We start from the raw sequence: 20,134 nt of genomic DNA, 5'->3' as shown, positions 1-20,134 counted from the left end.
GGCGCCATGGGCCCGATCTGCACACAGGGGCGTTCTCGGCAGAAAGGTGAGGTACATGTCCTTCAACCCGTTGGAGCACCGGGGCATCCCGCTGGACCAGCAGGTGCGCAACTGGCGGGAGATGAACGTCGTCCCCGTCGACCCCGACCGCGCCGACCCGTACACCAAATGCCGCATCATCGCGATGAACGGCATCGAGGTGGAGGCGATCTTCTTCAGCCACCACTTCTCCCGGGTCTGTCCGGACCCCGACATCAGGCGGCAGCTGGCCCAGGTCCGCTACATCGAACAGCAGCAGCAGAAGACCGTGAACTGGCTGCTGCCCGGGCAGGCGAGCCCGCTGGAGACCACCATCTCCTACGAGCAGGTCGCCGTGGACCTCACCTCCTGGGTGGCGCGGATGGAGCCCGACCCGTACCTGCGGCAGGCGTACGAGTTCGGTGTGCTGGAGGACTTCGACCACCTGTACCGGTACGCCAACCTGTACGAGATGATCGAGCACCGCAAGGCCGAGAAGCTCGTCGGCGACCTGACCGAGATCATGCCCGGCCGCCCCACGAAGGTCGAGCACCGCGACGCCGCCGACAACGTGCGGGACCCGTACGACCGGAACCGGGCGCAGCCGATCTCCAAGCTGCACGCGCTGACCATCACCGCGGCCGAGCAGCAGACCATGAACTTCTACATGAACGTCGGCCCGCAGTACATGGAGCCGATCGCCCGCCAGCTCTACCAGGAGATCGGGCTCATCGAAGAGGAGCACGTCACCCACTACGAGTCGCTCGTGGACCCGGGGGAGACCTGGTGGGAGCGGCTGGTCAACCACGAGTACAACGAGTGCTACATGTACCACTCGATGATGGAGACCGAGACCGATCCCAAGGTCAAGGCCATCTGGGAGCTGCACCTCAACATGGAGCTCGAGCACCTGCGGATCGCCTGCGACCTGATGCGGCGACACGACGACCGGGAGCCGGAGAGCATCCTGGCGCCCGAGCTGCCCGCGCCGGTGACCTTCGAGCCCAACAAGGAGTTCCTGCGCGACCTGCTCAGCACGCAGATCGACCTCACCACGCTCGGCGCCGGCTACGTGCGCGAGGCCCACGAGCGCTTCCAGCACATGCAGCAGCAGATCCACGGCGGCGAGGAGCCGCCGAGCGAGCGCGTCATCCAGGAGCACCGCGAGCTGTTCGGCGAGGACTACCGCCACGAGACCGAAGGCCCGCATCCGGTCAGCGACCTGCGCGTCCCCGCCCGCCGGTGACGGCGAAGGCGAGGGCGACGCGCTGACGGGCGCCCGTCACCCCGGGGCGGCCCGCACCGCGGTGCGGGCCCCGGCTCGGTTCCCGAGGTCTCGGGGTGCGGGGTCCGTCGCGCGCCGACCGGCTCCCGCGAGGCCGGCGCGCCGCGGGTCAGCGGGAAAGGACGGCCTGGGTCTGCGTCACCTGGGCGATCCGGCGGCCCTCGCCGTCGTGCAGGTCGGTCTGCACGACGATCGTCGAGCGTCCGACGTGCAGGGGACGCGCCACCGCGCGCACCTCCCCGCCGCGCACCGCGCGGAAGAAGCTCGTCGTGGAGTTCAGGGTGCTCGTCGAGGCGTCCGCGGGAAGGTTGAGGTACGCGCAGGCCGCTCCCAGCGAATCGGCCAGCGCCATCAGCGCGCCGCCGTGCATGACGCCCCCGGCGGTGCAGCGCTCCGGCGCCCACTCCAGGCGGCCCGCGACCTCGTCCGGTGTCGCGGCGTCGATCCGGACGCCCAGGGCACGAGCGAACGGCATGGCTTCCAGTAGGTCGTCGGTGGTCATACGGGTCCCTCCCTCGGCGGATGCGCCGGTAGCCTGCCGGACCCGCGCGGCGAACGTCGATGACCTCTCAGGTAAGCGTCCTCACCACCGCCCCGTCTCCAGAAGCGCCGTCACCGGTTCGGAGCAGCTCGGCAGGATGGGCGCCCCTTGGGAGCGCCCATCCTGTGCGGCCGTCCCGGCGCCGGGAGGGCGGTCGCACCGTCCGCGGTCAGGTCCGCCGGACGGTGCGGACCGGCTCGCCCGGACGCCAGAACCGGATGACGAGCTCGTCGTCCTCCACCGAGGTGAAGACCGCCTCGGTGAGGTCCAGCCGGAAGGCGTGGAAGTCGCCGGGCGGCTCCGTGCCGGTGGTGTAGGTCTTCTTCTCCTCCGGATCGGTGACCTCGACGGCCACGCCCGCGACCTTGGCGTCCCCGCCCTCGGCGGGATGGGCGTGGATCGCGCACCGGCCGTCCCGCCGCAGGTCGCGGGCCTTGACCGCGTTCAGCATCGAGCCGAACGCGAGGTCGGGGCCGAGGAAGTCCACCTCTGACCCGCTGACCCGTGGGGACCCGTCTCGCCGCAGGGTGGCCAGCACGTGCGTCTCGGCCGCCTCGAACCGCGCCCGGATCTTCGCGGCCAGCTCCGGGGCCTCCTCCTCGAACTGCTTCCATGTCGCCATGGGGGGCAGTCTGACACCCCGCACCGACATTCCATGGCACGTTCAGGGACCATGACCTGGCGGGTAATCGCCGCCATGACGGGGCGCCGATAGCGTCGGAGCGTGACGCCCATGACGATGTCCCTGGGCGACGTGCGCCCGGTGGGTGAGCAGCTGCGGGCCTGGCGGCAGCGGCGGCGGCTCAGCCAGCTGGAGCTCGCCTCCGAGGCCGACGTGTCGACCCGCCACCTGAGCTTCGTGGAGACCGGCCGGTCGAAGCCGAGCCGGGAGATGGTGCTGCGCCTGGCCGAGCATCTGCAGGTTCCGCTGCGCGATCGCAACCTGCTGCTCGTGGCCGCCGGCTACGCGCCGATCTACACCGAGACGGCGATGGAGGAACCGCGCATGGACGCGGTGCGGACGGCGCTGCGGCGCATCCTCAAAGGGCACGAGCCGTACCCGGCGGTCGTGGTGGACCGGTTCTGGAATCTGGTGGACGCCAACGACGCGGCCCGCCTCTTCATGGAGGGCGTGTCCCCGGAGCTGCTGGAGCCGCCGGTCAACGTGCTGCGCCTGAGCATGCATCCCGACGGGATGGCCCGCGCCATCCTCAACCTGGCCGAATGGCGGGCGCACATGATCGACCGGGTGCGGCGGCATGTGGCGCTCACCGCCGACGCGGCGCTGGCCGACCTGTACCGGGAGCTGCGCGACTATCCCGTCGCCGAGCCCGCGGCCGAGCCCGCCCCGCCGCCCGCCGGCGGCGAGGTGTGCGTGCCGCTGCGGCTGCGGTTGGAGGACGGGCGGCGGCTGTCGTTCTTCACCACGATCGCCACGTTCGGCACCCCGGTCGACATCACCGTCGCCGAGCTGGCCATCGAGTCGTTCTATCCCGCCGACGAGGAGACCGGGGCGTTCCTGCGCGAGCGCGCCGGGTGGTGACGGGCCGCGGTCCGCGGGGACGGGACGCTCACGCGGACCGGTCGGACGCCCGGCGGGCCCGGCCGCCGGCGTCCTGTTCGGCCTCGAGCAGGTCGTGGTGGATGCGGTCCAGCGGCACGCCCAGGCGCTGGGCCGCGTCCACGGTGGCTCTGATCATGCCGGGGGGACCGGCCACGTAGACCTCGTGGTCGTCCCACCGGTCCCGGAGCCGCTCCAGCGCCGCGGAGACGGGGCCGCGCGGCCCGTCGCAGGGCGGGGCGTCCGCCGGCACCGGCACCACCCGAAGCCCCGGATAGCCGGACTCCAGCCGCCGCAGGTCGGGCAGGTCGTACAGGTCGAGCGGGCCGCGCGCGCCGACCACCAGGTGGACGCGGCGCCCGCGCGCCCAGGCGATCTCCTGCTCGGCCAGGGACTTCAGCGGCGCCAGGCCGGTGCCGCCCGCGACCAGCAGCAGGTCGCGGTCGCAGTCGGGGTCGAGCGTCAGCGTCCCCTGCGCGGGGCCGAGGAGCAGCGTGTCGCCGACGCGCGTGTGCCGGACGAGCGCGCCGCTGACCCAGCCGCCGGGCACCGCCCGCACGTGCAGGCTCAGGGTCCCGTCGGGGCGCGGGGCGTTGGCGATCGAGTATCTGCGCCAGACGCGGGGCCAGCGCGCGGTCTGCACCTGCACGTACTGGCCGGCGGTGAACTTCAGGCGCCGGTCGGGCCGCAGGGTCAGCACCGCCAGGTCCGGCGCGCGGCGCTGGTGGTCGACGACCTCGGCGACCCACCAGGGCGGGGCGGCGGCCGCGTCGCGCTCGGCCGCGGCGATCATGATGTCGGCGGCGGAGCGGTAGGCGGAGGCCCAGGCCGCCTCGACCTCGGGCGTCCAGTGTCCGCCGGAGAAGGCGCGCAGCGTGGCGACCAGCGCCCCGCCCATGGCCCGGTAGTGCTCGGGCAGCACCCCGTACTTGCGGTGGTCGCGGCCGAGTCTTTCCAGGTAGTCGGTCATCTGGCCGGGCGCGTCCAGGCTCCACACGATGCGGGCGAGCGCCTGGAACATGCGCTCGCGGTGGGCGTCCATCGCGGGCGGGAAAAGCGCGCGCAACCGCGGATGCTCGGCGAATAGGCGGCCGTAGAAATAGGCGGTCGCCTGGTCCGCCACGGGCTCGATGCGGGTGAAGCTCTCTTTGACGATTCGGGGTATCGATGACATTTGCCAGATCGCCCCCCAGGGCTTTTTCTCGGCGGGGCCCTCGGCCCGCCGGGTCCTGCCGGACGCCCCCACGTCCGAACTCGTGAGATTCTCGCACTGATATGCGCTCGTTATCAACCGGCTTCGACGGTATCGCGAGCGCCGCGCCGAGGGCGCCGGGACGGATATTCTCTGGCGTCGTCGCAGCGGAGGGCGGGAGAAGAATACCCTTCGGTATGTCGGGCGGCCGGTTCGGCGATCATTTGTTCGCATTATTTCGGGCGATTCAGGATGGAACGTGCGCAGTGGTGATCCGGGCGGGCGCGCGCGTGGCTCGCAACGCGTTTTACCGGATGGTGGATAAACTTCAACCCCGAGGGTAGATTTCGAAATTGGCCAGGCTGGTTCTCCTGGTTCGGCCGGTCCGCCCGGTCGGCCGGCGGGGCGGGGGCGTGGAGATCGTCGGGGGCCGGCGCTCATCGAGGGGGAAGGCATGCGAGAGGCGATCCGGGGGGTTCCGCGGGCCCGAGGGGCCGCCGTCGGCGCCCCGCCGCTCATCGGCGTGACGACCCATATGGAACCGGCCCGCTGGGGCGAGTGGGTGCGGGAGGCCGCGCTGCTGCCCGTGCCGTACGTGCGGTCCGTCGAACGCGCCGGGGGCGTGCCGGTCATGCTGCCGCCGACGGCCGGGCTGCGCGGCCTCGACGCCCTGATCGGAGCGCTGGGCGGAGTCGTGTTCTCCGGGGGAGGCGACCTGGATCCGCAGCTGTACGGGATGGGGCGCCACTACGAGACGGGGCCGCCCCAGCCGCAGCGCGACCGGTTCGAGCTGGCGCTGCTGCGCGCGGTCATCGACGCCGACCTGCCGTTCCTGGCGATCGGCCGCGGGATGCAGGCGCTGAACGTGGCGCGCGGCGGCGCGCTCGTGCAGCATCTGCCCGAGGCGGTGGGGCACGCCGGGCACGCCCCGCCCGGCGGAATGTACGGCGGGCACCCGGTGCAGATCGACCCGACCAGCACGCTGGGCAAGATCCTCGGCGAGACGGCGCAGGTGGCCACCCGGCACCACCAGGCCGTGGCCCGCCTCGGCAAGGGCCTGGCCGCGGTGGCGTGGGCCGAGGACCAGGTGGTGGAGGCCGTCGAACTGCAGGGCCACCGTTTCGGCCTGGGAGTGCAGTGGCATCCCGAGGAGGGCGAGGACCGGCGGCTGTTCGAGGCGCTGGTCGCGGAGGCGTGGGGCCGCTGAGCGGCCGCGGGCGCGCGTCCGGCCGCGTCGGGCCGTGCGCACGGCGCCCCCGTGCCCTTCGTGACATCTGCGTCGACATGTGCGTCGACATCTTCATCGACATCTTCGTCGACATCTTCGTCGCGGCGGCCGCGGGTAGGTCCCCGGTGTCCCCTCGGCGGCGCCGCGCCGCGCCATGCGAGCAACCGGAGGTCGCCCCATGACCGTGCATCCGCAGACCGCGCGCTATCTGGAGATGCTCGCCTCCTGGTCCGCGCTGGACGGGCCGCAGCCGTCCCTGCCGGAGACGCGCCGGAGCCTGGACGCGGCGCTGCGGGCGCTGCCGGGGCGCCGCCGCGACCTGCCGCACGTCGCCGACCTCGCCGTGCCCGGCGACGACGGTCCCGTCCCCGTACGGCTGTACCGGCCCGAACCGCCCGGCGGGGCGCCGCTGCCCGCCCTGGTGTACCTGCACGGCGGCGGGTGGGTGCTCGGCGGGCTCGACAGCGTGGACGCCCTGTGCCGCGACCTGGCCGCCGACGTCGGCTGTCTTGTCATCAGCGTGGACTACCGCCTGGCCCCCGAACATCCGTTCCCGGCCGCGGTCCGCGACGCGTGGGCGGTCGCCTCCGCCGTCGGGCGCGACCCCTACCGGTTCGGCGCCCGGCCCGGAGCCGTCGCGGTCGCCGGCGACAGCGCCGGCGGCAATCTGGCGGCCGCCGTCGCGCTGCTGGCCCGCGACCACGGCCTCCCCCTGGCGCACCAGCTGCTGGTGTACCCGGTCACCGACACCGCCATGGACACCCCGAGCTACGCGGCCTACGGCACCGGGTACGGGCTGGACGCCGCCGGCATGGCCGAATGCCTGCGCATGTACCGGGGCGACGCCGACCCCGCCGACCCGCTGCTGGCTCCGCTGCGCGCGCCCGACCTGTCCGGCCTCGCCCCGGCCACCGTGATCACCGCCGAGCTGGACGTGCTGCGCGACGAGGGGGAGGCGTACGCGCGGCGCCTGGCGGAGGCGGGAGTGCCCGTCGAGGCGCGCCGGTACGAGGGCGTGGTGCACTCGTTCTTCCTGCTGCCGGACCTGTTCGACGCCGCCGTCGACGCCATGCGGTTCGCGGTCGGCCGGCTGCGGGCCGCCTTCGCCGCGGTCGCCGTGTGACGCGGGCGCCGGAGGCGGCGCGCGTCAGGAGAAGCGTTTGCGGAGCGCCCCCAGGCCCGTCGCGTAGATGGCGTCGGACAGCGTCTTGCGCATGGCCTCCTCGTCGGCCGCGTCCGCCGAGAACTCGCCGCGCCACTCGACGAACGACCGCCCGGTGTCGGTGACCGGCGCGACCCGGATGCGGCCGCGCCCGTCGCGGATGGGCAGCGGGGACTCCAGGATCTCGTACCAGTAGGACCGGTCGGAGTCGTCCAGGCCGCACAGCCGCTCGCGGAACACCGTGTCGCCCGGGCCGATCAGGCGCCGCACGCACCCGACCCGGTCGCTGGGGCCGCCGTCTTCGATGACGCCGGTGTCCACTCCCGGCATCCATTCGGCGAGGTTGCCGAAGTCGCGCAGGAACGCCCACACCTGGTCGGCGGGAGCGTTGAGCACGGTGCTGGCGTACGCCTTGGCGGCCATCGCGGTTCTCCTCGGCGGTCGGGGGCGGGACCGGTCGCCACCCATGCTGCGCCGCCGATGTGATCAAGGCAACAGGGGAGGATCAAGAATCGGCGTCGGCGGCGGGGCCGGAGGACGCGTCGGGCCGGTCCGGCCGGTCGGCGGCGGCCAGGTAGCGCGTGACGATGCGGGCGATCAGGTGGCCGACCCGCTCGGGCGGCTGGTCCGGCAGCATCATGTGGCTCATCGTCAGCCGCACGGCGGTGTCGGCCATCTCGGCGAGCGCGCGCCGGTCCAGGTCGGGCCACTGGGCGCCGGCGTGCTCGACGAGGCGGGCGCGGGCGGTGAACAGCAGCGGTTCGGCCTGCGTGGTCAGCAGCGGGAGCAGCTCGTCGCCGCCCGCGCCGGTGAGCACGGTCTTGTGGATCGGGTCGTCGGCGGCGGTCTCGATCGTGTAGACGACGGCGGCCGCCACCGCCGAGTACAGGTCGTCGTGCTCGGACAGCACCCGGTCGATGCCGTCCAGGTAGCGGTCGTTGAGGCGGACGACGACCGCCTGGACGAGCCCCCACTTGTCGCCGAACTCGTTGTAGACCGTCTGGCGGCTCACCCCGGCGGCCTCCGCCACGTCCCGCATCCGCAGCCCGCGGTAGCCGTCCCGGGTGAGGATCTCGGCCGCCGCGTCGAGCAGGGCCTCGCGGACGGGGCGCCGCTCGGTCGTCATGCGCGTCTCGCTTTCGGATCGGCTCGTGGCGCGGGCCCGGAGGGGCGCGGCCATATGTGTGGCGCCATTATCGCCGGACCGCCGCGCCTGCCCCCGACGCCCGGAGCTCGAGGGGGCATACCCAGGGGCGCACGGCTCCTCACCTCAGATCCGCACCTCAGATCCGCGGCCTCCCGGCGAGACCCGGTGAGGCGGGGTCAGCGGCCGACCGCCGTCGCCGGACGCCTGCGGCAGGCCTGCCACACCTCGAACGGCGAACCCGACGTCACCACGCGGCCGCCGCTCATCAGGTGGAGGACGTCGCAGACGCCGATCATCGGCTCCAGGTCGCGTTCGATCAGCAGGACCGCGGGGCCCTCGGCGGCGAGGTCGCGCAGCAGCACCTCCAGCGCGCGGGACCGGGGGACCGGCAGGCCCGCGGAGGGCTCGTCGAGCACCAGCAGGCGCGGACCGGTCGCCAGCGCCCGCGCCAGCTCGGCCAGCCGCGCCACGTCGGGCGGCACGCGCCCCGCGCGCAGCCGCGCGTACGCGGCGATGCCGACGCGCTCCAGCAGCGCGTCGGCGACCCGCCCGGCCTTCCGCCGCGCCTCCCGCCGGCGCCTGCGCCGGTCCCGCCGCGTCCGCCCGGGCATCTCGCGGGTCAGCGCGTGCGTCTCCGCCGCGACCAGCACGTTCTCCCATACGGTGAGCCCGCCGAACAGCGCGGGGCGGCGGAAGGTGCGCGCGACGCCCCGGCGGGTCCGCTCATGCGGGGCGGCGCGGGTCAGGTCGGCCCCGTCCAGCCGGACGCCGCCGCGGGCGGGCCGGACCAGGCCGCAGATCACGTCGGCGAGGACGGTGGCGGCGTCCGCCTCCCGCGCGACCAGCCCGGTGACCGTGGCGGGCGGCGCCGTCAGCTCCGCGCCGTCGAGCACGGTCACCCCGCGCCGCCGCACGGTGACGCCGCACACGCGCAGCCCGGTCTCGCCGTCCCGCACGATCCGCCGCCTCTCGATGTGACGTGGATCACTAACGCGTCGCCACGATACTGAGCCGGCCCCAAGGCGATCAAGGCGGAGATCTTGATCACGTTTCGGTTGCGGAACGAGACGCGACATTGATCGCGCAAACCGGGTTGCATAGCTTCGCCGCGAAACAGGGCGCCCCTGAGTCCGCGCAGGCCGACCGCCGGCCGTCCGGGCCGCGCCGCGGCCCGGGGCCGCCGACGCGCGGCCTGCCATCGAACCCCGAGGAGACGCCATGCCCCAGGTCAAACGCCGCGACCTGCTGGCCGGAGCGGCAGCCGCCGCGGGCTTCGCCACCGTCGGACTCCTGCCCGGCACCGCGGCCGCCGCGACCCGGCGGCGCCCCGGCGCGGTCCGCCCCCCGTCCCTGACCGTCGGCGACAAGGCGGTGGTCGCCCGGGTCGACGCCCGCCGCGCCCTCCAGCACCTCAAGGTGCTCAGCGACCAGATCGGCTGGCGGGTGTGCGGAACCTGGCGGGAGCACGCCGCCGCCGAGTACATCGCCGGTGTGCTGCGGGGCCTCGGCTACAAGGTGACGCTGCAGCCGTTCGGCGTTCCCGACAAGAAGCTCGCCGAGCTGCGCGCGGGCCGCGAGCACTGGCAGAGCGCCGCCGCGGCGAACGGCGCCGTCGGCCGCGTACGGGGCGACGTCGTCGACCTCGGCGCCGCCACCTCCTTCGCCGCCGACCTCACCGGCAAGATCGCGCTGTTCACCCGGGTCCCCGGCCAGGAGCTCGCCCAGGCCAAGGCCGCCGCCGCCCAGGGCGCCGCCGCCGTCCTCATCGCGAACGTGCGCTCGACGACCTACCCCGAGCGCAAGGCGGCGACCTTCTTCCCGAACCTGGCCGAACCGGTCGCCGTCCCCGTGCTGGGCATCGCCGAGTACCACGGCGCGCGCATCCGCGGCGGGGTCCGCACCCTGTCCCTGGAGGTCACCGGCCACACCGGCCTGACCTCCTACAACGTGCTCGCCGAACGCAAGGCCACGTTCCCCAACCCGCAGGGCAAGGCGGTCATCGTCAGCGCCCACTACGACAGCGTGCCCGGCTCGCCCGGCGGCAACGACGACGGCAGCGGCACCGCGTTGTGCCTGGAGCTGGCCCGCGTGCTGCGCCGCCTGCCCACCCAGCAGGACATCCGCGTCTGCCTGTGGGGGGCCGAGGAGATCGGCCTGGTCGGTTCCCGCTACTACGTCAGCCGGCTGGACGACGCGGAGGCCGCCAGGATCACCGGCTGCTTCCAGAACGACATGGTCGCCACCAGCCACCCGCCCGCGGGCACGTACTGGCTGCTGTCGGTGGACGGCGCGGACAACACCACCACCGCCGCGGTGGCCGCGGCCGCCGAGCGGCTCGGCTACGTCGGGCAGACCAAGGGGCCGACCGCCCGCGGCTCCAGCGACCACGAGGCGTTCCACGAACGCGGCATCGACGCCGGCAACTTCAGCTGGCGCGGCGACGAGGCGCCGAGCCGGCTCGAGCCCCTCTACCACACCCCCGAGGACACCGTCGCGGGCAACATCAGCCTGCAGCGCATGCAGGTGTCCCTGGAACTCATCGGCTGCGCCGCCTACGACGTGGCCCGCCACCGCTGAGCGGCCCCGCCGCCGAACGCGCGGTCCCGCCGCCCCGCGTCCCACCGGACGCGGGGCGGCGCGCGCGACCGCATCCGGACGGCCCCTCCGCGACGTCCGGACAAGTGATCACGGAACCGGTAGGCTGAGCGACTTCGCCCTGACGTCGCCCGGCACCTGATCCGGCGCCCGGCATCGTCCGGCGCTCGACGTCAGCCGTCACCAGATCCACCACCGCACGCGGAGGAGTTCAGCCATGCCCGCCGATCCGACGGCCGTAGCACGTGAATCGCCGGGGGAGGCAGACGCCGACCAATCCGACCTGGCAGACGACCGAGCACAGGACCGAGCACAGGACCGAGCACAGGACCGCGCCGGCGACGGCGGCGAAGCGGAGGTGCTCGCCGCCGAGCGGGCGTACCTGTCCGAGGCCCGCGCGGCCCTGCGGCGCATGCGCGAGCACGCGCGCTCGCTGTCCGCCGACGTGGCCGCCGACTGGGTGTCGCGGCAGTACCTGGAGTCGCTGCTGGACCAGCGGGTCGCCGCGCTGGCCGACCGGCCCGACACCCCCTTGTTCTTCGGCCGCATGGACGCGTGCGAGGGACGCGGCGACGACCTGCCCGCCACCATCTACGTCGGACGGCGCCATGTCCACGACGGCGACGAGGGCCGCCCGCTGGTGCTCGACTGGCGCGCCCCGGTGGCGCGGGCGTTCTACCGCGCCGGTCCCGCCGACCCCATGGGCTGGCGGCGGCGCCGCCGGTTCGGCTTCCAGGGCGGCGAGCTGACCGCCTACGAGGACGAACCGCTCGACGGCCGCGCCCTCGGCCCGTCGGCCATCCTCACCCGGGAGATCGAGCGTCCCCGCACCGGCCCGATGCGCGACATCGTCGCGACCATCCAGCCCGACCAGGACGAGATCGTCCGCGCCGACCTGCCCGCGACCGTGTGCGTGCAGGGCGCCCCCGGCACCGGGAAGACCGCCGTCGGCCTGCACCGCGCCGCCTACCTGCTGTTCGCGCACCGCAAGCGGCTGGGCCGCTCCGGCGTGCTGATCGTCGGGCCCAACCGGGCCTTCCTGGCCTACATCTCCGCGGTGCTGCCGGCCCTCGGCGAGATCCACGTCGAGCAGGCCACCGTCGACGACCTGCTCGGCGCGCCCACCGCCGACGAGCCCGCCGACGTCGCCGCGCTCAAGGGCGACGCGCGGATGGCCGAGGTGCTGCGCAGGGCCCTGTGGCGCCAGGTGCGCAAACCCGAGGAGGGCCTGGTCTACACGCGCGGCGCCAGCCGGTTCCGGCTGCCCGACTACGAGGTCCGCGAGATCGCCGCGTCGCTGCGCGGGACCGCGCGTTACGCCAACGGTCGCGCCGCCTTCGCCCAGCGCCTGGCGCACCGCATCCTGGTGCTCATGGAACAGCGCGGCGAGGCGCCGGACGACCGCGTCCAGGACCAGGTGGCCCGCTCGCGGCCCGTCAAACGGCTCGTCGATCAGGTGTGGCCCAAGGTCACCGCCGAGCAGGTGCTGCACCGCCTGCTGTCGGACGCCGACCTGCTGCGCGCCGCCGCCAAGGGGCTGCTGAGCGAGGACGAGCAGGCCGCGCTCCTGTGGGCCAAGCCCTACCGGTCGCACCGGTCGGCGAAGTGGACCGCCGCCGACCGCGCCCTGCTGGACGAGCTGAACGACCTCATCGAACGGACCCCGACGTTCGGCCACCTCGTGGTGGACGAGGCCCAGGACCTGTCGGCCATGCAGCTGCGCGCGCTCGGCCGCCGCTGCGCCGGCGGGTCGGCGACGGTGCTGGGCGACCTCGCGCAGGGCACCACCGCCTGGTCGGCCAGCTCGTGGGAGGAGGTGCTGCGGCACCTCGGCCGGGACGGCCAGGTGGCGGAGCTGACGCTGGGCTTCCGCGTCCCCGGCCCGGTGCTGGACTACGCGGCCCGCCTGCTGCCGCACATCGCGCCCGGCCTCGCCGCGCCGCGCTCCCTGCGCGCGGGAGCCGGCGCCCTGACCGTGCGCCGGGCGCCCGATCTGGCCGAGGCCGTCGTCGCGCAGGCGCGCCGGTCGCTCGACCGCGAGGGCTCCGTCGGGCTGATCGCGCCCGACGGCATGGCCGCCGACCTCGCCGGGGCGCTCGCCGCGGCGGGCGTCCCGCACGGGCTGCTCGGACCCGACGCCGACCAGGCGCACAGGCTGCTGGTCGTCCCGGCGACCCTGGCCAAGGGCCTGGAGTACGACCACGTGATCGTCGCCGAGCCGGCCCGGATCGCGGCCGCCGAACCGCGCGGCCTGGCCCGCCTGTACGTGGCGCTGACCCGCGCCGTCACCTCGCTGACGGTGCTCCACCGTGAACCGCTGCCCGCCGAGCTGGGCGGCGTCCCGTCCGCCTGACGGGCACCGCGTCTCCTCCGGGTTCCGGGCGCCCGTCGGCGCCCGGAACCCGCGCGGCGCGCTGTTGACGCGGCGGGCGGCTGTTTCTAGGGTGACCATACCGACCAGTTGGTATGTCGGGTCGCGGCCCCGGCGCCGCCCGTCCCAGGGAGGTCCGCCCCTTGAGTCCAGCACCCCCCGACGCCGAGGACCTGCGCGAACGGGTCCGATCCTTCCTCGCCGACCACGATCCGTCCGCCATGGACCGGCTGGAGTTCCTGCGCGCCAGGTTCGACGCCGGGCTGGCGTGGGTGCACTACCCGCCGGGCCTCGGCGGTCTCGGCGCGCCCCGCGCGCTGCAGCCCGTCGTGGACGAGGAGTTCGCCGCCGCCGGGGCGCCGCGCAACGACCCCGAACGCAATGCCATCGGCCTCGGCATGGCCGCCCCCACGATCCTGGCCCACGGTACCGAGGAGCAGAAGAAGCGCTTCCTGCGCCCGCTGTGGACGGGCGAGGAGATCTGGTGCCAGCTGTTCAGCGAGCCGGGCGCCGGGTCGGACCTGGCCGCGCTCGCCACCCGCGCGGTGCGCGACGGCGGCCACTGGATCGTCAACGGGCAGAAGGTCTGGACGTCCATGGCGCACGAGGCGCGCTGGGCGATCCTGGTCGCCCGCACCGACCCCGACGTGCCCAAGCACCGCGGCCTGACCTACTTCGTCTGCGACATGACCGCGCCCGGCGTCGAGGTCCGGCCGCTGCGCCAGATCACCGGCGAGGCCGAGTTCAACGAGGTCTTCCTCACCGACGTGCGCATCCCCGACGAGCACCGGCTCGGCGCGGTCGGGGAGGGCTGGCGGGTGGCCACCACCACGCTGATGAACGAGCGGGTCGCCATCGGCGGCAACGCCGCGGGACGCGAGGACGGCATGATCGGCGTGGTGGCGCGGCTGTGGCGGGAGCGTCCCGAGCTGCGCACCCCGGGTCTGCACGACGCGCTGCTGCGGCTGTGGGTGGAGGCCGAGGCGGCCCGCCTGACCGGCGAACGGCTGCGCCAGCAGCTGGCCGCCGGAGCCCCCGGCCCCGAGGGATCGGCCGTCAAGCTCGCCTTCGCCCGGCTCAACCAGGAGATCTCCGGGCTGGAGCTGGAGCTGCTCGGCGAGGACGGCCTGCGCTACGACGACTGGACGATGCGCCGCCCGACCCGGGTGGACTTCACCCGGCGGTCGCCCGGCTACCGCTTCCTGCGCGCCAAGGGCAACTCGATCGAGGGCGGCACCTCGGAGATCCTGCGCAACATCATCGCCGAACGGGTGCTCGGCCTGCCCGGCGAGATCAGGGTCGACAAGGACGTGGCGTGGAAGGACCTGCCCAAGTGACCGGCGCCGTGAGCGACCCGCGGGCGGGAGGAGGAGCGGCCGTGACCAACCTGCTCTACAGCGAGATCGAGGACGAGCTGCGCGACGGGGTCCGCCGGGCGCTCGACGACACGTGCCCCTGGACGGACGTGCTGGCGGGCACCGAGAAGGACGAGCCGTACGACGCCGCCGCGTGGCGGGCCGTGGCGGGCCGGCTCGGGTGCGCGGGGCTGCCGGTGCCGGAGGAGCGCGGCGGGGCCGGGGCGTCGTGGCGGGAGACCGCCGTGGTGATGGAGGAGCTCGGCCGCGCCGTGGCGCCCGTCCCGTTCCTCTCCAGCGCGGTCCTGGCCACCGCCGCGCTGCTGGCCGCGGAGCGCTCCGCCGGGGACGCGGCCGGCGGCGATCTGCTCGCCGAGCTGGCCGAGGGGGAGAAGATCGCCGTGCTCGCGGTGCCGTTCAGCACGGCGCCCGGGGACCAGCTCGGCACCACCGTCGGCGTGGAGGGCGGAACGCTCACCGGCCGCGTCACCAGCGTCGCCGACGGGATGGCCGCCGACGTGCTGCTGGTGCCCGCGCCCGGCGGCCTGTACGCGGTGGACGCCGCCGACGCCCGACGCACGCCGGTGACCTCGCTGGACATGACCCGGCGCCTGTGCGACGTCGCGCTGCCGTCCGTCCCCGCGCGCCGCGTCGCCGAGGGGGAGGCCGCCGCGCGCGCCGCCCTGGTCACCGGCGCCGCCATGCTGGCCTCCGAGCAGCTCGGCCTGGCCGAACGGTGCCTGGAGATCACCGTCGAGCATCTGAAGACCCGCTACCAGTTCGGCCGGCCGGTCGGCTCCTACCAGGGGCTCAAGCACCGCCTGGCGGACCTGTGGACGTCGATCGCCCAGGCCCGCGCGGTGGCGCGCTACGCCGCGGCCTGCGTCGCCGTCGGCGACCCGGACACCGACGTCGCCGTCGCCCTCGCCCAGGCCCACTGCTCGGCCGTGGCCGTGAAGGCCGCCGAGGAATGCGTGCAGATGCACGGGGGCATCGGCTTCACCTGGGAGCACCCGGCCCACCTGTACCTCAAGCGCGCCAAGTCCGCAGCCATCGCCCTGGGCACGCCGGACCGGCACCGCGCGTCGCTCGCGCGACTGGTGGATCTGCCTTCGGCCTGACCCGGGCGTCCCCGACGTCGGCGAGGCGCGACAGGCCGCGCGCTCAGGTCGTATGCCGGGAGCCGCCCCAGCCGAGCATGCGGCGCAACCGGGAGCGTTCCGGGCCGTCGTCCTGCCCGGACAGGCCGTCGAGCAGCGAGTCGAACGCCGGCGGCCGCACGCACACGAAGGTGGCCCGAGTGCGGCGCGCGCAGTGCAGGCGGACCGACGGGCGCACCAGCCGCGACCACAGTCCTCGCGAGCCGTGGCCGACGACGAGGATGTCCTCCTCGCGGGCCAGCCGCACCAGGGCCGCGCCAGGCTCGCCGACCAGCGCGAGCGCCGACATCTCGACGCCGCAGGGGGTGCCGTCGGCCACCTCGTCGAGCAGCTGGGCGATCAGCTCCGCGCCCGCCGACCGCAGGGCCTCGGTGACCCCCGAGCCGAGCTGGCCCGCCGCGGACACGTGCGGCGGGAGCGGCGCGGCGTGCACGATCAGCAGCGGCAGGCCGCGGAGCCGGGCCTCGCCGATCGCCCACGACAGTGCGCACCGCGCCCCGGCGGAGTCGTCGACCCCCACGACCACGCGCGGGCCGCCCTCCGGTCTCGCGATCATGGTGCCTCGCTTCCGCGCCTCCCTCTTGGAAGTGTGCCCCTCAGCTTGGCAGGCATGACCCCCGTGGGAAAGGGGGTTCGCAGAAGCGGCGAGGGCTCCGCGCGCGGGGGCCGCGCGGGGCTAGGGGGCCGCGGCGGCGTCCGGCGGCGCGAGGACGTCGTCGGCCAGGGAGCGCACATCCGGATGCACGCCCGGGGTGGCGCGAACCAGGAACGCCAGCGACTCCAGCACGGTGACGGCGCGGCTGCGGGCGGCCTCGACCGCCGCGATGAACCGCCAGGTGACCAGCTCGGCGACGTCGGCGCGGGTGCTCGGGTCGACCCAGGCGGTGGCCACCATGGCGAGGAGCGCCGTCTCCGACACCCAGTCCTCCGGACCGTAGGCCAGGTCCACCAGCAGGGCCCGTCGTTGCGACTCGTGCCAGGGCTCGTCGGCCTGGAAGTGCGCGATGCCCAGGCACGTCCAGGCCTGCGCCGAGCGGATCCAGTCGGGGCGGTGCCGGGCGGGGACCTCGTCCGGCACCGGCGGATGCGCCAGGAGCCCCACCAGGTCGTTGAGGCTCAGCCCGGACAGCCGCACCGCGTCGTCGTACGCGGCGGGCAGATGGCGCCACGGGCGGCCTGCCAAAGCCCGGATGGCCTGCACGGCCTCAGGGGACGGCGGAGCGACGGCGGGCCGCGCCCGAGTGCCCTCGTACGTCCACACGCTTCCGCGCACGGCGCGCACCGGCCCGCCGCCGAAGACCTCGGGCACGGGGCGTCGCGCGTCCGGCTCGGGCACGTCGGTGACGGTGATGCCCTCGGAGACCCCGAGGGCGGACGTGAACGCCAGCACGGCGCTCGGCGGTTCGGGGGCGGAGATGGTCAGGGACATGCCGCCGATGTCGCTCACGTCATCGCTCTCGGCGAGGACTTGACGCAGCACGTTGATGACCGCCTCGGTCGGCTGCGGGATATGCCCCAGCCAGTACATCCGCTGCGAATGATGGGTGAGGACATCGTCGGCGTGGCCGTTCTCAGGGTGCTCTCGCAGGTAGTCCGACAGCGCCACGAGATGGGCCAGGTCCCCGTCGCGGGCGAAGCGCATGCCGCAGGCCGTGGGGAAGGCGCATTCGTTCTCCGGGTCCTTCTGCAGCGCGCGCTCGACCCACTGCAGCCCTTCGTCCGCACGGCCGGCGTTGGCGAGAAGCTCCCCGATGTCGGTGTACAGGGCAAGGTTGTCCGGCTCGAACCGCAGCGCGCGCAGCCACGCCTGCTCGGCCTCGTCGTAGCGCCGCTCCGCGCGGTAGGCGTACCCGAGCGCCATCGCCGCGTAGAAGGAGGGCTGCACGGTCTCCGACCGCGCCGCCAGTCGGATCGCCTCGCCCGTGGCGCCGAGGCGGCGCATCAGGATCGAGGACGTCCACAGCATCGCGGGGTGGTCGGGGTGGGCGTCGCACAGGGCGAGGGCCAGGTCGGCGAACGGCCGCAGCGGCGCCCGCGCGTCCTCGGGCACCGGATCGTCCAGCCTGCTCGCCAGCCTCATGATCGTCATGCTCGCCTGGTCGGGCGCCAGCCGGGCGGGCAGGGCGGGGTCGCGCACCCACGGCACGTCCGCCCACGCGCCCCTCGGGTCGTGGCACTGCGCCGACACCAGCAGCTCCAACGCCTCCGCCGGGCGGCCCTGGGACGCCAGGACGTGCGCACGGGCGATCACCGTGCCCAGGAAGACGGGCTGCTCCAGCGGGAAGAGGTCCGCGCCGCCGTGGGGATGCGCGGCCAGCGCCGCCAGCAGCTCGTGCGCCTCCGGGAGGGCGGGGGCGCACACCAGCGCCCGCGCGACATGGTCGGCCGCGTGGCGCAGCTCCCCGTCGTCGAGCGCCAGCCGCGCCATGCTCAGCTCGCCCTGGGCCTGCAGCCGAGGATCGGTCATGCCCTCGTCCGGAACCGTCACGTGCCCCCTCCAAGATCCGCTGTGCTGGGTGAACACTGCCATAACGGTCCGACGGAATATGCGGATATCGCAGAACCGGCAGATGGCGCGGACGGACGGCCGCGCGCTGGACCTCGGACGGAGGGGCGGGTCAGACTGCCGGTATGACCGAACCCGACCCGGCGTGCGCCGTCGCACACGGCGAGGCGGCTCTCGACGTCACCGACCGAAGGCTCGTCGCCGTCTTCGCCTCCCCCGTGTCCCGCTACCTCCTGCGCTACGGGAGGGACCTCGGCTTCCGGTGCACGCTGCTGGAACCGGACAAGGAACGCGCGAAGGGCCTGACGGACGCCGTGGCCGAGGTGCCCGCCGACCTGGACGGGACCACCGACGTCGTCGTCACCGACCACCATCGCCCCGAACTCGGCCCCGTGCTGCGGGACGTGCTCGCGCACGACGTCCGCTGGGTCGGCGTGATGGGCAACCCGCGCCACCCCGCGCCGCACGTCGCCGCGCTGAAAGAACTGGGCGTCCCGCCGGACGGCATCGCCCGCGTGCACCGGCCCATCGGCCTCAACATCGGCTCCCGCACGCCCCCTGAGATCGCCGTGGCGACGCTGGCGGGGCTGCTGGCCGACCGCAACGGCCGCCCCGGGGGCTTCGAGTTCTGAAGGGCGTTTCTAACGGGCGTTTCTGACGGGCGCAAGGGCCGGCGGCGCTGGAGGCCTCCTCCGTCGCCGCCGGGCGGCGCGGACCCGAATCGCCCTGGTCGCGTTCCGTCGCTTTGTCGGAGGGCAGGCCTAACGTCGGGACCTGACCGGCTGAGCGCCCTGCGATGAAGGTGACGACCATGGCCCAACCGATCGTCGAGCGGGACCGGGACCGCGCCGCGGGCGGCGCGGGGGACGGCGACTTCCAGCGGCTCGCCGACCCTTACCGGCGGGAGCTGCTCGCGCACTGCTATCGAATGCTCGGGTCCGTCCACGACGCCGAGGACCTGGTCCAGGAGACCTATCTGCGGGCGTGGCGCTCCTACGGGCGGTTCGAAGGGCGGTCCTCGCTGCGCACCTGGCTGTACCGCATCGCCACCAACGCCTGCCTGACCGCGATCGAGCAGCGGGGCCACCGGCCTCTGCCGTCCGGACTCGGCGCGCCGTGCGACGAACCGGAGAGGCCCGTCGTGGCCGCGCCGGAGGTCCCGTGGCTGGAGCCGATGCCCGACGCGGCGGCGGGCGGCGACGCCGCCGACCCGGCGTCCATCGTCGCCTCCCGGGAGAGCATGCGGCTGGCCTTCGTCGCCGCGCTGCAGCACCTGCCGCCCAGGCAGCGGGTGGTGCTGATCCTGCGGGACGTGCTCAAGTGGAAGGCCGCCGAGGTCGCCGAGCTGCTCGGCACCTCCACCGCCGCGGTCAACAGCGCCCTGCAGCGCGCCCGCGCCCAGGTGAAGGAGGCCGCGCCGACCCGGGACGAGGTCGTCGAGCCCGCCGACCCCGAGCGGCGCGCGCTGCTCGACCGCTACGCCGCCGCGTTCGAGAACGCCGACATGACGGCGCTGGTCGAGCTGTTCAAAGAGGACGCGGTCTGGGAGATGCCGCCGTTTCCCCAGTGGTTCGTGGGACGCGACCACATCGTGCGGCTCATCACCGCGCAGTGCGCGCCCGAACCGGGCGAGCTGAGGATGGTGCCCACGTCCGCCAACGGGCAGCCCGCGTTCGCGATGTACCGGCGCGGCGAGGACGGCGTGCACCGCCCGTTCCAGATCCAGGTCCTCACGCTCGGCGCGCGCGGCGTGGCCCGCGCCTCGGTCTTCTTCGACACGACGCTGTTCCCCCGTTTCGGTCTGCCCGACGCGCTGCCCGCCCCCGCCTGAGTTTCCATTGAGTGGAAAGCGGGCCTCCTCGCCGCCCCCTTCCGCTGCAAGGGTGGGGGAGCGGCGGCGGGCCCGGACGCGTTAGGCTCCGGCCTCGCCGCCGACGACGGAAGGCAGCGGCGCGCCCGGCGGCGTCCGCCCCCCTCGGCGGCGGGCGAACCGGCGCGAGCAGCGGCGGCCGC

18 protein-coding genes are annotated in these 20,134 nt (G+C 74.4%); 10 read left to right on the top strand and 8 right to left on the bottom strand.

Translation table 11 applies throughout. From position 1 onward, the window contains the following. Positions 1 to 55 precede the first annotated feature (55 nt). Complete coding sequence (locus AR3_RS05955) at positions 56 to 1,264, top strand: hypothetical protein (protein ID WP_067909658.1); 1,209 nt, start codon at positions 56 to 58, stop codon at positions 1,262 to 1,264. A 148-nt stretch (positions 1,265 to 1,412) separates the two neighbouring features. On the opposite strand, the gene AR3_RS05950 is transcribed toward AR3_RS05955, so the two are convergent. Continuing rightward, complete coding sequence (locus tag AR3_RS05950) at positions 1,413 to 1,805, bottom strand: PaaI family thioesterase (RefSeq protein ID WP_067909655.1); 393 nt, start codon at positions 1,803 to 1,805, stop codon at positions 1,413 to 1,415. 208 nt (positions 1,806 to 2,013) lie between these two features. After that, positions 2,014 to 2,466 (bottom strand): pyridoxamine 5'-phosphate oxidase family protein, encoded by a 453-nt coding sequence (locus tag AR3_RS05945; RefSeq protein WP_067909652.1) that lies wholly within the window; start codon positions 2,464 to 2,466, stop codon positions 2,014 to 2,016. 111 nt (positions 2,467 to 2,577) lie between these two features. Here AR3_RS05945 and AR3_RS05940 point away from each other — a divergent pair, with 111 nt between their 5' ends. Beyond that, complete coding sequence (locus AR3_RS05940; RefSeq protein WP_106259204.1) at positions 2,578 to 3,387, top strand: helix-turn-helix domain-containing protein; 810 nt, start codon at positions 2,578 to 2,580, stop codon at positions 3,385 to 3,387. A 28-nt stretch (positions 3,388 to 3,415) separates the two neighbouring features. Here AR3_RS05940 and AR3_RS05935 read toward each other — a convergent pair whose 3' ends face one another. After that, a complete protein-coding gene (locus tag AR3_RS05935; RefSeq protein ID WP_067909649.1) occupies positions 3,416 to 4,579 on the bottom strand; it encodes a globin domain-containing protein in 1,164 nt (387 codons plus the stop codon). A gap of 472 nt (positions 4,580 to 5,051) precedes the next feature. Between AR3_RS05935 and AR3_RS05930 the strand changes: the two genes are divergently transcribed. After that, entirely contained in the window at positions 5,052 to 5,804 is a 753-nt protein-coding gene (locus tag AR3_RS05930; protein ID WP_067909646.1) for a gamma-glutamyl-gamma-aminobutyrate hydrolase family protein, read from the top strand. 199 nt (positions 5,805 to 6,003) lie between these two features. Then, positions 6,004 to 6,948, top strand: a complete 945-nt coding sequence (locus AR3_RS05920; RefSeq protein WP_067909639.1) for an alpha/beta hydrolase — start codon at positions 6,004 to 6,006, stop codon at positions 6,946 to 6,948. 24 nt (positions 6,949 to 6,972) lie between these two features. Here AR3_RS05920 and AR3_RS05915 read toward each other — a convergent pair whose 3' ends face one another. The 3 genes from AR3_RS05915 to AR3_RS05905 form a co-directional block, all read right to left on the bottom strand. Next, complete coding sequence (locus tag AR3_RS05915) at positions 6,973 to 7,410, bottom strand: SRPBCC family protein (protein ID WP_067909636.1); 438 nt, start codon at positions 7,408 to 7,410, stop codon at positions 6,973 to 6,975. An 82-nt stretch (positions 7,411 to 7,492) separates the two neighbouring features. Continuing rightward, on the bottom strand, positions 7,493 to 8,113 hold the full coding sequence (locus tag AR3_RS05910; protein ID WP_083950991.1) for a TetR/AcrR family transcriptional regulator: 621 nt from the start codon (positions 8,111 to 8,113) through the stop codon (positions 7,493 to 7,495). A 197-nt stretch (positions 8,114 to 8,310) separates the two neighbouring features. Continuing rightward, on the bottom strand, positions 8,311 to 9,090 hold the full coding sequence (locus AR3_RS05905; RefSeq protein ID WP_067909633.1) for an ATP-binding cassette domain-containing protein: 780 nt from the start codon (positions 9,088 to 9,090) through the stop codon (positions 8,311 to 8,313). A 262-nt stretch (positions 9,091 to 9,352) separates the two neighbouring features. Here AR3_RS05905 and AR3_RS05900 point away from each other — a divergent pair, with 262 nt between their 5' ends. From AR3_RS05900 to AR3_RS05885, 4 genes are all read left to right on the top strand, one after another. Continuing rightward, complete coding sequence (locus tag AR3_RS05900) at positions 9,353 to 10,711, top strand: M28 family peptidase (protein ID WP_067909630.1); 1,359 nt, start codon at positions 9,353 to 9,355, stop codon at positions 10,709 to 10,711. Between the two features lie 430 nt (positions 10,712 to 11,141). After that, positions 11,142 to 13,082 (top strand): HelD family protein, encoded by a 1,941-nt coding sequence (locus tag AR3_RS05895; RefSeq protein ID WP_245637861.1) that lies wholly within the window; start codon positions 11,142 to 11,144, stop codon positions 13,080 to 13,082. Between the two features lie 161 nt (positions 13,083 to 13,243). After that, entirely contained in the window at positions 13,244 to 14,437 is a 1,194-nt protein-coding gene (locus AR3_RS05890; RefSeq protein ID WP_067909627.1) for an acyl-CoA dehydrogenase family protein, read from the top strand. Positions 14,438 to 14,478: 41 nt separating this feature from the next. Beyond that, positions 14,479 to 15,576, top strand: coding sequence for an acyl-CoA dehydrogenase family protein (locus AR3_RS05885; RefSeq protein ID WP_067909821.1), 1,098 nt, complete (start codon positions 14,479 to 14,481; stop codon positions 15,574 to 15,576). Between the two features lie 43 nt (positions 15,577 to 15,619). Here the strand turns inward: AR3_RS05885 and AR3_RS05880 are convergent, their stop codons facing one another. Further along, a complete protein-coding gene (locus AR3_RS05880; protein WP_067909624.1) occupies positions 15,620 to 16,171 on the bottom strand; it encodes a universal stress protein in 552 nt (183 codons plus the stop codon). A 120-nt stretch (positions 16,172 to 16,291) separates the two neighbouring features. After that, positions 16,292 to 18,103, bottom strand: a complete 1,812-nt coding sequence (locus AR3_RS05875; protein ID WP_227023366.1) for a tetratricopeptide repeat protein — start codon at positions 18,101 to 18,103, stop codon at positions 16,292 to 16,294. A 143-nt stretch (positions 18,104 to 18,246) separates the two neighbouring features. Here AR3_RS05875 and AR3_RS05870 point away from each other — a divergent pair, with 143 nt between their 5' ends. Further along, positions 18,247 to 18,753 carry an XdhC family protein gene (locus AR3_RS05870; protein WP_067909621.1) on the top strand — a complete coding sequence of 169 codons (507 nt, stop codon included), beginning with the start codon at positions 18,247 to 18,249 and terminating at the stop codon, positions 18,751 to 18,753. A gap of 179 nt (positions 18,754 to 18,932) precedes the next feature. Further along, entirely contained in the window at positions 18,933 to 19,952 is a 1,020-nt protein-coding gene (locus tag AR3_RS05865; RefSeq protein ID WP_067909815.1) for a sigma-70 family RNA polymerase sigma factor, read from the top strand. The last annotated feature ends 182 nt before the right edge of the window (positions 19,953 to 20,134 follow it).

The sequence above is a fragment of the Actinomadura rubrobrunea NBRC 15275 genome, from assembly GCF_001552235.1.
Classification (GTDB): domain Bacteria; phylum Actinomycetota; class Actinomycetes; order Streptosporangiales; family Streptosporangiaceae; genus Spirillospora; species Spirillospora viridilutea.
Note: the sequence above shows the minus strand (reverse complement) of the source record. Positions and strands in the feature narration are given on the sequence as shown.